Source organism: Oligoflexus tunisiensis, from assembly GCF_001748245.1.
GTDB lineage: Bacteria > Bdellovibrionota_B > Oligoflexia > Oligoflexales > Oligoflexaceae > Oligoflexus > Oligoflexus tunisiensis.
Genome location: NZ_BDFO01000001.1, coordinates 1146145 through 1159726, shown reverse-complemented (window position 1 = coordinate 1159726; position 13582 = coordinate 1146145). Strand labels below are relative to the sequence as shown.

15 protein-coding genes are annotated in these 13582 nt (G+C 54.5%); 10 read left to right on the top strand and 5 right to left on the bottom strand.

The window, feature by feature from the left end:
- Nucleotides 1–66 precede the first annotated feature (66 nt).
- The 8 genes from OLTU_RS05115 (at nt 67) to OLTU_RS05080 (ending at nt 8528) form a co-directional block, all read left to right on the top strand.
- Nucleotides 67–1062: a chemotaxis protein CheB gene (locus tag OLTU_RS05115; RefSeq protein ID WP_141731679.1), complete on the top strand. Its 996-nt coding sequence runs from the start codon at nt 67–69 to the stop codon at nt 1060–1062.
- A 65-nt stretch (nt 1063–1127) separates the two neighbouring features.
- Nucleotides 1128–3959, top strand: coding sequence for a CheR family methyltransferase (locus OLTU_RS05110; RefSeq protein WP_141731678.1), 2832 nt, complete (start codon nt 1128–1130; stop codon nt 3957–3959).
- Complete coding sequence (locus OLTU_RS05105; RefSeq protein ID WP_141731677.1) at nt 3956–5674, top strand: ATP-binding protein; 1719 nt, start codon at nt 3956–3958, stop codon at nt 5672–5674. Before OLTU_RS05110 ends, OLTU_RS05105 begins: the two co-directional genes overlap by 4 nt.
- A 143-nt stretch (nt 5675–5817) precedes the next feature.
- Nucleotides 5818–6867, top strand: coding sequence for a ParM/StbA family protein (locus OLTU_RS05100; protein ID WP_141731676.1), 1050 nt, complete (start codon nt 5818–5820; stop codon nt 6865–6867).
- A complete protein-coding gene (locus tag OLTU_RS05095) occupies nt 6864–7178 on the top strand; it encodes a hypothetical protein (protein ID WP_141731675.1) in 315 nt (104 codons plus the stop codon). Before OLTU_RS05100 ends, OLTU_RS05095 begins: the two co-directional genes overlap by 4 nt.
- A gap of 64 nt (nt 7179–7242) precedes the next feature.
- Nucleotides 7243–7671, top strand: coding sequence for an NINE protein (locus OLTU_RS05090; RefSeq protein WP_141731674.1), 429 nt, complete (start codon nt 7243–7245; stop codon nt 7669–7671).
- A 54-nt stretch (nt 7672–7725) separates the two neighbouring features.
- On the top strand, nt 7726–8034 hold the full coding sequence (locus tag OLTU_RS05085; protein WP_141731673.1) for a hypothetical protein: 309 nt from the start codon (nt 7726–7728) through the stop codon (nt 8032–8034).
- Between the two features lie 122 nt (nt 8035–8156).
- Nucleotides 8157–8528: a YbbN family protein gene (locus OLTU_RS05080; protein WP_141731672.1), complete on the top strand. Its 372-nt coding sequence runs from the start codon at nt 8157–8159 to the stop codon at nt 8526–8528.
- Between the two features lie 223 nt (nt 8529–8751).
- On the opposite strand, the gene OLTU_RS05075 is transcribed toward OLTU_RS05080, so the two are convergent.
- Nucleotides 8752–9015, bottom strand: coding sequence for a hypothetical protein (locus tag OLTU_RS05075; RefSeq protein WP_141731671.1), 264 nt, complete (start codon nt 9013–9015; stop codon nt 8752–8754).
- Nucleotides 9016–9208: 193 nt separating this feature from the next.
- Between OLTU_RS05075 and OLTU_RS05070 the strand changes: the two genes are divergently transcribed.
- A complete protein-coding gene (locus OLTU_RS05070; protein WP_141731670.1) occupies nt 9209–10291 on the top strand; it encodes a hemerythrin domain-containing protein in 1083 nt (360 codons plus the stop codon).
- A 34-nt stretch (nt 10292–10325) separates the two neighbouring features.
- Here the strand turns inward: OLTU_RS05070 and OLTU_RS05065 are convergent, their stop codons facing one another.
- On the bottom strand, nt 10326–10703 hold the full coding sequence (locus OLTU_RS05065) for a DUF2795 domain-containing protein (protein WP_141731669.1): 378 nt from the start codon (nt 10701–10703) through the stop codon (nt 10326–10328).
- Between the two features lie 91 nt (nt 10704–10794).
- On the opposite strand from OLTU_RS05065, the gene OLTU_RS05060 reads away from it, so the two are divergent.
- Nucleotides 10795–11355 carry an HD domain-containing protein gene (locus tag OLTU_RS05060; protein WP_141731668.1) on the top strand — a complete coding sequence of 187 codons (561 nt, stop codon included), beginning with the start codon at nt 10795–10797 and terminating at the stop codon, nt 11353–11355.
- On the opposite strand, the gene OLTU_RS05055 is transcribed toward OLTU_RS05060, so the two are convergent.
- The 3 genes from OLTU_RS05055 to OLTU_RS05045 are packed head-to-tail and all read right to left on the bottom strand — an operon-like array spanning nt 11352 to nt 13579.
- A complete protein-coding gene (locus tag OLTU_RS05055; RefSeq protein WP_141731667.1) occupies nt 11352–12461 on the bottom strand; it encodes a glycoside hydrolase family protein in 1110 nt (369 codons plus the stop codon). The genes OLTU_RS05060 and OLTU_RS05055 overlap by 4 nt on opposite strands.
- Before the next feature lie 54 nt (nt 12462–12515).
- The gene (locus OLTU_RS05050; RefSeq protein ID WP_141731666.1) at nt 12516–12746 is read right to left on the bottom strand and encodes a hypothetical protein; all 231 of its coding nucleotides are present in this window, start codon (nt 12744–12746) and stop codon (nt 12516–12518) included.
- Nucleotides 12743–13579, bottom strand: a complete 837-nt coding sequence (locus OLTU_RS05045; protein ID WP_141731665.1) for an SDH family Clp fold serine proteinase — start codon at nt 13577–13579, stop codon at nt 12743–12745. The genes OLTU_RS05050 and OLTU_RS05045 overlap by 4 nt, the downstream gene beginning before the upstream one ends.
- Between the last annotated feature and the right edge of the window lie 3 nt (nt 13580–13582).

The following is a 13582-nucleotide window of genomic DNA, read 5'->3' as shown; positions in this document are numbered from 1 at the left end:
CGAGGGAATGATCCATGCATACCAAAAGCGAAAGGAGGCCTGGCGACGACAGCAAAGGAAAAACACATGACGCTACCTAAACTTATCGTCATTGGCGGCTCAGCAGGGGCCATTCCCACGGTCCTGGAAATCGCGCGCGGTCTGCCACCCAACTTTTCCGTTCCGATCTGCGTCGTGATTCACTTTCATCCGAATGCGCGTAGTGTTTTGCCTATGCTCCTGGAGTCGACAAGCGGCATCCCGGCAAAACATCCTCAGACTCAGGAATTCCTGATGCCTCGGCATATCTATGTCGCGCCACCGGATCGGCACATGGTCATCCATAAGAATCGTATCCTGTTACACCGCGGTCCCCACGAGAATCGCTGCCGACCAGCCATTGATCCGCTCTTCCGGACAGCCGCCGCTGCATTTGGACCGAGCGTCGTCGCTGTCCTTTTATCCGGATATCTGGATGATGGAACGGCGGGACTTTTGGCGATCAAAAAGGAAGGCGGCACGGTGATCATCCAGGATCCCGCGGATACGCCTTTTAATGATATGCCGCGTCATGCCCTGAGCCACGTCTATCCTGATTATTTGCTACCTCATAAGGACATTGCCGGGACTCTTCATAACCTGACCCTGGGACCGGTCGCGCCCAGAAGGCAGCTTAACGTCCTGCCGAACGATCCGATTAGTGAAGACCTGGTGACCGGCTCCCCTCCCCCTGTTGAAGATCCCGACGCGCCGCCGCAGGATAAAAACATCTGTGCCCTCTGCCAGAAAAGTCAGATTGTCACGCTGAGAGGCAGGGCAGGAGGAGCGCAGGATACTCTGGACAGCGCGCTCTGGAGCGCCTTGCGAGCTCTGGATGAAAAGATCAGCCTGCATCGTCAGCTCATGCAGCGGGCTGAGGAATTGCATCAGACTCTGGCAGTTCGCAAATACAACAAAATCATAGAGACCACCGAATTGCATATGCAGCTGATCCGGCAAATCCTCGAGCAGTACCCCATGGTCCCGCGCCCTATGGACGAGCTGAGTGAAAAACCAGTACCGGATAGACCTTTCCGCACATAAAATAAAAACTTTCCGAACATCATTGCATTCCAGCAGTTCGACGCACTCTGCCAAACGAGGATAGGATGGAAACTCAAGGCCCTCAAGGAACACCGCCCTCCCCGCGCAAACCTCACTATTACGTTTGTCTGGGTTCTACGGGTAGCAGCAAGGTCGTGCTGGAACATATCGTCAGTCACATCCCCACGGGTCGTGGGGTCGCGTTTTTTCTGCAGATACCGAAGACCCCGCTGCCTTTTCATACCACCATGTCCATCACTGCAGCCAAGGATGGAATGCTGATCGAGGCGGATACGATTTACCTTCTGCCGTCCGACATGGAGGCGAGCCTTTCAGGGGATGTGCTGTCCTTGAGTGCGGAACGTTCCGGTTCGCTGGATGCGTTCCTGCGGTCCCTCGCCGTGGAGCATAGGGAACGGGCCATCGTCGTGATGCTGGCCGATGTTCGAAGGTCTTGCTCGCAGGGCATCAAGCGCATCAAGGAGGAGGGCGGTCTGGTGATCGTTCAGGATCCTGACAGCGAGGAATGCCATCCACCAGTCGGCGAATGCCTCGACATGAAGCTCGCTGACCTGGTGGCACGTCCGCTCGATATACCCCAGCATATCCTGCATTGGATCACTCATCTGGGACGTCTGGTGCCCGAATCCGAACCGGTGGTTCTGTCTTCCACCAGCGTGGAACTGCAGAAGATCGTAAGCCTTCTGCGGGCCCACAGCGGGCATGATTTCTCGCTCTATAAAAAGAACACGCTGCGCCGCCGCATCGAGCGCAGGATGATTGCGCAAAAGATCGATACGCTGAGCAACTATATTCGACTGTTGGAAGCGGAGGCCGGCGAGCGGGAAAGCCTGCTGAAGGAAATTCTGATCGGGGTCACCAACTTTTTCCGCGATACGGAAGCCTTTCAGGCTTTGAAGACGGTGTATCTTCCGCAGATCCTGCAAAATGTGATGCAGGACAAGACTCTGCGCATCTGGGTCGCTGGCTGTTCAACCGGCGAGGAGGCCTATTCCATCGCCATGAGTGTGCTGGAAGCCTGCGAAAATCAAAACAGGGATATCGATCTGCGCATTTTTGCGTCCGACATTGACAAGGATGCCATCGACATCGCCCGTGAGGGCCGTTATCCGAAAACCATAGCCGCGGAAGTGTCGGCGGAACGCTTGAAAAATTTCTTTTACGAGGGGGTTCATGAATACAAGATCAAGCCTGAGATCAAGGAACGCATTATCTTCGCTGTGCATAACGCCGTGCGTGACCCACCTTTTTCCAAGGTCGATCTGATCAGCTGTCGCAATCTGATGATTTACCTGGAACCGGTTCTTCAGCAAAAACTGCTGCGGATCTTTCATTACGGCCTGAACCCCGGTGGATTTCTTTTTCTCGGCAGTTCAGAAACCACGGGTGATGCGAACAACCTCTTTACGCCTCTCGACAAGAAGTGGAAGTTTTTTGAAAGGAAAAGCGGCGGCCCCTTCCCGTCGCGCACCCTGGACATCGAAGCCAGCCAGTCCGTCCGTCAAACACCGACCGAGCGGATTCGAGCCGACCTGCCGGGCCTGCGGCGGCCCTCGATCCGTGAGCTCAGCCAGAGTTTTCTGATGTCCTCCTACGTACCGCCGAGTCTGATCTGCGACAGCGCCGGCGATATTCTGTTCGTCCACGGCCGCATGTCCGAATTTTTGGAAACCGCGCAGGGTGAGGCACACATGAATGTCTTCACCATGGCCCGCGATGAGATCAAACTGGAGGTCAGCCGTGGCTTTCAAAAGGTCCTGAGCAGTCGCGAGGCGGTGCGCTTTAAGGATATCAAGGTCAAACGCCACAATGATTTGCTGAGCATTGATATCGTGGTCCGGCCGGTGAGTGAACTCTCCTATCAGCAGCGACTGATCATTATCAGTTTTGAAGCGACCCATGCGGAGCCTCTGACTCCGGAGAACGTGATTCACCTCGATCAGCGTTACCTCGATGAGCGTACCCAGAATATCGAACGGGAGCTTCTCTTCACCCGGGAGCACATGCAGACTCTGGTGGAACAGCTGGAAACCTCGAATGAGGAGCTCAAGTCCATGAATGAGGAGCTGCAAAGTTCCAACGAGGAGCTGCAGAGTTCCAATGAAGAGCTCGAAACGGCCAAGGAGGAACTCCAGGCTGTCAATGAAGAGCTGGTCACGCTCAACACGGAGCTGCAGATCAAAATCGAGGAACTGTCTTCAGCCCATAACGATCTGGACAATTTCCTTTCCAGCTCAAGCATCGCAACGATCTTCCTCAACCGCTATTTGCTGATCACCCGCTACTCACGTTCCGCCACCAAGATTTTCAATCTGATCCCTTCGGATATCGGCCGCTCTCTGGGCGATTTCGCCACGCAGATGAAGTATGACAGAGTGCTGCAGGATGCGGAGGAGGTGCTGAATATCCTGGCTCCGATCGAGCGCATTGTGGAGATGAAGGATAATCGCACGCTGTTCATGCGCATCACGCCCTACAAGACAGCGGCGAACGTCATTGACGGCGTGGTCATTGGTTTTTCGGATATCACCGAGCAGAACCGCCTGGAAAAAAGCGCGGCCATGTACCAGTCAATCTGCGAGAAAATCCCCAATGGGCTGTTGGTTTTTGACCAGAATGAAAAAGTCATCTTCGCCAATGAGGAGTTCTGCAACTGCCTTGGTCTGCGCTCGGCTGAGCTTCCGAGCACCACCCTGAATGATTTGGGTATTCACGGAATTCCGCAGCATGATAAGCGCAGCTGGACCGGAAAAATCCGCTTGCAAGGGGAACTCGAGCATGCGATGACTGCCGAGGCAACCGTCACGGAAGTCAATTTTTTGCTGGCCATGCCGCACTATCTTTTGATCATATATAAACTCGAGTCAAACCCATGAATCGAAATGAGGCTCATCACAGCAAGCTCGTCGGCATGATGGATATGAAGCGCCTGATCCACGAATTGCAGACGCACCGCATCGAGCTGGAACTGCAAAACGAGGAGCTGCGACGAGCCGAATATCAATTGAAGCAGGCGGCCAAGCGTTATGGCGATCTCTATGACTTTGCACCGGTCGGATATTTGACGCTGACCAGGAACGCTGTGATTCGGGAAATCAATCTGAAGGGAGCGGCCAGTCTTCAGAAGGATCGCATTCAGCTGATCGGGGCCCCTTTTCATGATTACATCTTTGATGGCTATCAGGAGATGTTTCACCAGCATCTTCACGATGTGATTCAAAACGGTGAAAAGCAGACCTGCAAGCTGCGCTTGAAAACGTCGGGTTCTGAGCCTTTCTATGCCCAAATCGAAAGCATCGCCTGGCAGGACGATGATCAAGGGGATGTGTCTATCCGCAGCATTCTGAGTGATATAACCAGCCAAACGCGGATTGAAGCTGAGCTGATCCAGGCCAAGGAAAAAGCCGAGCAGGCGAACCTTGCGAAGAGTCAGTTTCTGGCCAACATGAGCCATGAGATGCGTACGCCTTTGGCGGTTATTCTGGGTTATAGTGAACTGGCTCTGGCGGAAAAGGAGCGGGATCCCACGCTCGCGCATCCCCTGCGGGCCATCAAACGAAACGGCGAGCATCTTCTGCAACTGATTGATGATATCCTCGACATCTCGCGCATCGAGACGGGCCAGATGGTGATTGCGCTCGCGCCCTGTCGGCCCGAGATCGAAGTCCGACAGGTGATGGACAGCATGCTGCCCAAGGTGAAGGCCAAGGGTTTGGAGCTTCAACTCACCTGGAACAAAAACATTCCCACCACAATCCTGACCGACGCCACCCGCTTGCGGCAAATTCTTCTCAATATCGTGAACAATGCCGTGAAGTTTACGGAAAAGGGTCGCATCACCGTGGAAGCCTCGGCACAGCCCGGTCCGGATGCGGAGATGCCTCTGCTCCTGCAGATCGACGTCAAGGATTCCGGCTGCGGCATACCTGTGCATTCCTACTTTTCCCTCTTCAAACCCTTCTCACAGGTCGACGCCTCGGACACGCGCAGATTCGGAGGTGTGGGCCAGGGACTTTATCTTTCGCGGCGTCTGGCCCAGGCTTTGGGAGGGGACGTCAACCTTTTGGAAAGTCAGGTCGGTGCCGGCAGTACCTTTCGCATCTGCATTAACCTGCGCGCCGTCGGCGATGGACTGGTCCTGGGGACGGCCCGACATGGGACGCCGCACATTGGACCCTCCGAGCTGCAGGGCACGACGGTCCTCCTGGTCGAGGACAGCCCCGATGTGCAATTGATGGTCCGAAGTATGATCGAAATGGCTGGTGGCAGGGTTTACTGCGCGGCTGATGGAGCCCATGGGATCTCCCTGGCGCTGGAAAAACCGATCGACCTCGTTCTCATGGACCTACAGCTGCCGCTTTTGGATGGCTACAAGGCCACCCGGGAGCTGCGTAAACTCCACTTTGCCAAACCCATCCTGGCTCTGACCGCTCACGCGTTTCATGAGGAAAGGCATCGCGTCCTTCTTTCAGCGGACTTTGACGGCTTTCTGACCAAACCGATCGGTTTCAAACCGCTGATCGAGTCCGTAAAAAAATGGGCCAGCCACCCCCGGGAAGCCGTGAAGCATAAGGTGGAAGAGCTGCACTAAGACTGTCCTCTGTGTCTGCATAATTTTTCGTGTCACGATTTTCCATCAAAAAAAATCCATGAATGTGATTGCACTCTGCCCTGACTCAATTTATTCAACCGGGATGAATTTGATCGTAAAATGAACACACAGAAGGGTCCACCATGGAAGGTTTTTTGAACGTTGTAAGCTTTCCCTCCTTGATTGCACGTCTTTCGGATAAGTGCTTCCTTGAGGCCGAGGAGGATTCCTGCCAATTCATTTATGAGAATGAATATGTAGCCGTCGGCAATCTCGTCCGCACCCAGCAGCTGCGCTCTTCGAAAGCTCTGAATCTCTCCGTTGAAGAACGTGAGTTTGAACTCCTCGTTGTGTCTTCGGCCATGCATGCTGGCGTCACCGGTTCCATCAATCTGGCTTGCGGTTTTCCCGATCTCACCTTTGAACAGAATATGAAATTGGCGGCAACGTATAATGGGCGGCAGCTGTCCTGGGAAGAACCTGCAGGTCGCAAGAGCATTGCCATCAAACGCGTGGTATCCTTCCGTGAATCGATCGGACATGCGGTCGGCATCAAGCATGAGCTTTCCATTCCCGGCAAGCTCCTGACCATCTCCATTGGCTATGGTACGGTGGAATCCGTCCTCCTGCGTGAGGATGGGCAGCCGATTAAGAATTCGATTCATTCGATGAAGACAGGCATTCGTCATGCCGTCAAGGAATTCAGGCGCCGTCTGCTCAACGACTATGCGATTCGCGAGCCGGATTCCGCAGCGGGCAATGATCAGATTTACGATGAGTGGCTTTACCGTTCCTATCATGAGGCCAAGGTGCCGAACCTGAACAGCAATAAAGGCATTATTCCCAGTTCGGAGCTGAAGGATATTGCCGATCAGGTTCTCGAACAGTACTCGAATGAAACCTTAAAGCCACACTTTCGTTCCCTTCTCGACTCACTGGAAACGGATGACCTTCGGATTGCCGTCACGGGTGGAGGTTCCATTTATTCACCGGTCCAGGATATTGCCAAAAAGTTCGCGGACCAGCATAACGTATCCTTTGTCTATGTACCGCGCGAGCTGGCCATGAAATCAGCAGCCCTCGGTTATCGGAAGATTATTGAAATGGCCGCTGACCCCGGCACGTATCTGATCGCTGATTTTGGCAACTCCAATACGGTTTGCACTTCACTGGCGAAAGGAAATATGCATTGAGCAAAGGGCAACGAAACAAAACCATCAGCATTTCCCTGTCGACCGACAATCCTCTGGAATCTCGCATTGCCCAGGCGATTGACGAGAGGCGGCACATCCAGATTGCCGACGTGCTTTACGTGGCGGGACCGGATCTTCTGAAAGCGCTGGCCATCAAAGGCCTTGTGATGATTGAACGGGAGTTCCCGCATCAGTTTGAGCCGTTGCGCCCGGAGCACATGGAACGACCCACGCTGATCAAAAAGAAACCTTTTGTGCAGGAGCGGTCGGATAAGAACGCGCTCGATCTGTGGGGTGGGGCGACAACCTGAATCCCATCCCGCACCACGTGCTGGGGAACTGTTCCCCAGCCCAGCTTCAAGCAAGGAGGAAACCATGCGGATTCATAACAATACGCACAGCATACTCTTCGGTTATCTCCTGTGGATTTTTGGATTTACTGGCGCCCATCGATTTTATTATGGAAAGCAGATTACCGGCACCATCTGGTTTTTTACGCTGGGCCTTCTCGGTATCGGCTGGCTGATTGATGCCTTTCTGATCCCGTCCATGGACCGCCAGGCCGATCGGAAGTATCAGCAGGGACCTCTGGATTACAATATCATGTGGTTGCTGCTGACCTTTCTGGGCGTTTTTGGAGTCCATCGCTTCGTTATGGGCAAATGGATCTCCGGGTTCCTGTATTTGATTTCAGGCGGCCTTTTTCTGCTGGGCGTCCTTTATGATTTCTTTACCCTGAATGAGCAGATTGATGATATCAACCGGCGCAAATACCTGCCGACCCAGCATCCCCAATACCGGTAATATCCTGTATGATGAAACAGGGACGTTTCATCATGGACAAGGATGAGGTCGGGAATGAAATTGAAGGAAGGCTGGGTTTGCCAGCTTGAAACATTGATCAAAGGTCGTGAAAATCGGGACGAGTGGATTGATGACTCCGTCTCGGCTGGAACCAGCGTGGATACGGTCCATATTCAAACCCTGCAGGGCCTCGTAACATTCAAAGTCCGGGCCGATACGTCCTGTAAAGCCGTGACGGAGCTTTTGCGGGCGGCCAGTCAGCCCGATTGCAAGCTCGAGGTGGTCCGTGGACCACGCGGCGGTCTGCGACTTGGCGTGAACGGCAAATATGATCCGAAATTGAATCTGCTTGTCAAAAAATAACAGGACTCTCAAGTTTTCCCGAGTCCGCTTTCCCTCCCGCGCACCCGTTCAGGGGTTTCATCCACTGGCAAAGGCCTTGCATGGCTTCCGCCATCCGAAGAACCCTGAGCGGGAGAAGCCTCATGAAGAACGTGCTTTTGTTTTTTTGTCTCGCCGGATGTGCCTCCACCTCGACCGAAACCATCCCGGTCTCTGCCTATAAACCAGGCTCCCTTCCGGGACGGCCGACGATTTATATGTTTTCCGCCGACCAGTGTGAAGCCTGTCGTGAAGCCAAGCCTTTTCTGGAACATGAGGCCCAGCGGCGTGGGGGTCGGGTGGTGATCGTGGATGCGGATGATGATCGGATCATGCGCAGGCTCGGCTATGGCTCGCTGCCGGTTTTTCGTTTCGTGAAACCTGGAGCGCCGGATCTTGTTCTGCGGGGCTGGGATAAGGAGCGTTTTGTGAGAGCGTATGATTACTTCGACGATAAGAAGGTGAAGGCTCGTTGATAGAGAATGACTTGCGCGATTCACCTCTTCGGAATTTTAGGCAGACGGAAACTGTCCGCTGACTGGAGCTTCAGCGAAGCAGCCTCAGGAAGCTTCACTATACTCGACAGCCTGCAGGGTGATGGGCTTGAGCTGACAAATATCAATTGGGGCGTTGGGGGAACCAACGCCCGGGTGTGCCCGTGGGGGCAGGGTTTTGGGACGGACGCCGCCGTGTCTCCCGCTATCTTTCGTAGCGGTCTGAGCCTGCCACCTTCACCAGTTTATTATAAAGCCCCAGAATCAACAGTGTGGGAGCCCACTGGCCGATAAAATTGCTGGTCTGTTTGCGCCCTTGAATCTGAAACAGGGCCGAAACGGCAATGGAACCGACCGCAGCCCACAGGAAAACATCCGAGGGCAGGCGGGATGTTTGCTCTTCGATAGCCTTGGCGACTGGACCTTCGCTCTGATCCTGGCCGAGTATGTTTTTGGCTGTAACAGTCATTATTTCCTCTCTTTCCGTGAAAGTTGACGAAATCACCGCGGTTTCGTGGTGCAAATCTTTTGCCAACGCACGCCTGTAGGAATCACGTGACAGGGACGGAACATTCACAACAAGAAATCAGAATTCGGCTAATGCATGACGCGCTGGCCCGGGCCTATAGTAAGACTGCTTGTTCGCAACAAGGAGGAACAAAATGCTAGCAGTATCGGAACAGGAGACAAGGCTGGGTCTTGCCAGTGAACTTGCCGACATTGAAATGCGGCAACGGGCCATTGTGCAATGGAATAGCAGCATACGCCGCCTTCTTGCCAACTTTGACGAGGCGCGTGACACCCTGGAGCAAATCGCAGAGGAGGATGAAAAAAATCTCCGCATGTTGGAAACCGTCATGACCAACTTCGGCATGAGGGTCGAGCCGAAAGAATTTACCAAAGGATTTACGGAACTGGTTTCACAAAGAATCGGCGCAGCCAACGCGCCTTTTGTGGAAAAGCTGGGAGCCTATGCTCTGGTCAAACAAAACCAGGCGATGTGTGGCTATCTCGTCCATAAGGTGGCTCAGGTCTGCAAACCGGACGTGAAGGCAGCCCTTGGTCCCTTTGAAGGTGTTCAAACGTCCATGGAAAAGCAGGTCGCTCAGATCTCAAGCCTCATGGAAAAAACCGCCGTGAAGATGATTTCCGGCGAGGAACCAGCCACAGGCGTGACCGGTCGAATTCGTGACGCCGCGGCAACGGTGGCGGGAGCCGTGATCAACACCTTTGGCAAGTCAGGGGATGAAATGGACATCCTGAATATCCTGCGCATGGATCACGCCAAAGCCAAGACCCTGTTTCAGGAAATCGAACAGTCCAACACTGCGGTGGAAAAGAATGACCTTTTCTATCAGCTGCGCGTGGATCTTCTCTCCCACTCCGAGGCCGAGGAACAAACGGTTTATCGACACTTTCAGCAGTTCGATGAGATGAAGGATCGCTTTGATCAGGCCTGGAGCGAGCACGAGGAGATACGCACGGCGCTTGACATTATCAATAACCTTGATGCCTCGAGCCGCGCCTTCGAGGACAGGGTGAAGGATCTGCGGGCCATTGTACAGGATCACGTGGACAAGGAAGAGGACGAAATCTTTAAATTGATACGGTCCAAAACCGACGATGATCTGCGGATCCGCATGTCGCAGGATTTCATCTCGCGGAAAAGCCAGATCCAGCAGCACATCAGTCCCCATATCATCACCAGTCCGATGAGCAGCCCGGGGACTTCCCCTGCCCTGTAAGACGGCTGGCGCCCCTCGGGGCGCCTTCAAGGATTTAGCGCGCATTGCCGCCCGAGTATTCCTCCTGCGTGAAGCCACTGCTTGTGGGGCCAGGGGATCGATACCCGGCACCGGCGGATTCCTCCACTCCTCTCTGCATATAGGCGTTTTCGCCGACGCGGCTTGTATCATTGACGCCCTGCACTCGCGCCGATCCTGTATCCGTTCGTGCGTCCGCACCAAAGGCCCGCAGAAGATCGTCGAGCGTGGGATAGCGGCGGTCGGGGAACAGTTCCATGAGACGGATCACATCCTCCGGCGCCCCTGCCTGAGAGGCCGCGCTCAGGATGTCCTTTTTTTCTGCGGGGAATTGAATCTTTTCAAGATAACGGGCAAGTGCTGAGGTCGATTGACCTTGTATCATCTGTTCCATCGTGTTTCTCCTTCAAGCTTTGATAGGAAAAGCCCTTGCTTTTGTGATAATGGATGATCGACGGACGGCGGTCCATTCAGAAAGGATGTTCATGTCAGATTTAGTGGAAAGGGCGCAGTCATTTGCGGAGGCCGCGCATCGCAAAAAGGACCATCGGCGCAAATATTCGGGCGAGCCTTATGAAGTCCATCTTCGTGATGTGGCGGCAATTGTGGCCTCGGTTACCGCGGATCCCAGGACCATCGCCGCCGCCTGGCTGCATGATGTCGTGGAAGACACGGAGGTGACGCTGGCGGAAGTTGAGGCCGCATTTGGCCCTGAGGTTGCGGTTCTGGTTGAGAACCTCACGGATGTGTCCAGGCCGCAGGATGGAAATCGGGCGCGACGCAAGGAGCTCGACCGTCAGCATTTGGCCCAAGCGAGGCCTGAAGCGAAAACAGTGAAGCTCGCCGATATTATTTCCAACGCTCCCGATATTGCGCGGCATGATGCCGGCTTCGGTCGCGTTTATATCCGCGAGGCGGAAGCTCTTCTGAAAGTTTTGAAGGAGGGCGATCCCGGCCTTTATCAAAGGGCACTCCAGGCGTTACAGGAATCAAAGGACTGGATTCGTCAGCATGAATCCAAACGCAGCGAGGCAAAGTCCCCTTAACCTTCGGCGGCGTCAGCCCCCATCACCCGCAGATCCGGTTCGCCTTCGGGATTGATCACGAACTCAATGGGCACAAGGTAGATGTTGCGATGGTATTCCTCGGTGTTGGGAGGAATCACGCCGGTATAGGAACCTCCCGGCTTCAGCGTTTTATCCACCGCGTGAAAGAGCAGAAACCATCGCCCGTGCTCGTCGCTGATGAAGCTGCCGCGACCGGCCCAGGACAAACCATGGGCTCGCTTGATGGAGCGGAGATAACGCTTCCAGCGTGGGCTTCCGGTTTCGGTGATCAACCGATAGGGGCCGATGGCGGAACTTTCCCGCACAGCCATGATCACATCATAATCATCACCGCTGAAATTTCCGCTGCTTCCGGTGAGAAAGAAGTATTCCTTGCGAGCCAGTTCGGGATCATGGACATAGGTGATGGCGCCGGACCCGGATCGCTCGGCGCGATGAACGATGCGAATGCCGTCCGCATCGACCCGGGTGGGTCGGAACCCTTCCAGCAGCTTGGTGTAATTCAGGAGCGGCCCGCGGCAGGCATCCGGTGCGAGGCTTCCATTGGGGGCTTCGACACTCACAAGACGGACGCTGTTCGATTCAGCCAGGAATGGTGTGATCATGCGGCGCGCGAAGATTTCGGTGATTTCCACCGGCTTATCGTGGATGCGGACCCGGCGGCAGACTTCTTCATGGATCATCCATAATTCCGTGCGGCCGCTTTGCGAATCCCCTGATCCGACCAGTTTGAAGTTGGGGCCATAGGCATGACCGAGGTAATTGCCGGGCAGACTCGGCAGCATTCCAAAGCCTATATAATCGCTGGTTTTGGCTTCGGGTGGAATGGGATTGAAGACGGGTGCGGCGATCACTTCCAGCTGCCCATCCGGTCGTTCCATGATGGGATGGATGCGCCGTCGCCAGTTGTCCCTCGGAAAATCGCCGAGCGTGCCATCTGGATTCAGGGCGATCCCACCATAATACATGTCGCTGCCGGAGCGGATTCCGTTCTGCGCGTAAAACGTTTCAATATCCGGGAAGGCTTCTTTCAGATGACGAAAGGCCAGGCGCAAGGTGTCCCAGATGGCTTCCTTGCCCTGCAACTTCTGGCCATTGGGCAGCTCAACATCCCGACTCAGGCGTTCGAAAGCCCCACCCTACAGAAGAGTACTGAGATCGGGATAACGGAGAAAGGTAATGCCGCTGCCCTCGACCTGCGTTCCATAGATGTAAGCTCTCCCGCTCTTTTCATCGACAAAAGCGACGGGATCCGCCGGCGTTCGCTCCGGAAAGGAAATTTGCTCCGGAAGAAGATCCTGTCCCGTCAGCTGCACAAGGTCATGATCAGGTTCCGTCTCCGATGTCGTGGGATCCATCATCCTGGTCACGCCTCCGTCCCGTTTTCACGCTCAATGCCGCGTTGAGATGGAGTATATTCGACCGTAGGGCGTTTCTTAACAGGCTGCGGATAAAGCTGCATGAGCTTCATGATCTCAATCGGCACATTGGATGAAACCGGTAGACCGAGGCTTTGGGCCTTTTCAAACGTGATCGGATGATCATGCGTCCAGGTTCCACTGGAAAGGGTCTGGGCAATACTGCGGGCTTTTTCCGCAGGCATGTCATCCGCCAGAAGCTCGAAGACACTTTCTTCAATCTGGGTCAGTGCCTTTTCCGCCTGATCCGCGAGGATCAGGGTTTTGTCATCAATGTCGGCGATCGGTTTTTTTTCAAGAACCTTGATGATGGAAGCGGCCGGCATGCCGCCGATCTGAGGATCCACGGGACCCAGCACGGCATGCTCGCACATGGCAATTTCATCGGCAGCCAGAGCGATGATCGTGCCACCGGACATCGCGTAATGCGGGATGAAAACGGTGACCTTGCCCTTGTGCTTGTTCACGGCCCGGGCAATCTGCAGCGCGGCCAGGGCCAGGCCGCCTGGTGTGTGGATGACAAGATCAATCGGCACCTCGGGGTCCGTGAGATGAATGGCACGGATCACCTGTTCGGAGTCCTCGACATTGATATAGCTGATGAGCGGGAGACCAAAAAAACTCATGGTCTCCTGTCGATGCACCAGAACGATGACCCGGGAGTTGCGCTGCCGCTCGATGCGTTCCAACATTTTTTGCCGTGAACTATCGAGCATCTTTTGCCGAAAAGCCGGCTGCAGAGCCATGTAGAATAAAAAGATCCAGAAGAGTGTGCTGACGTCCACGCC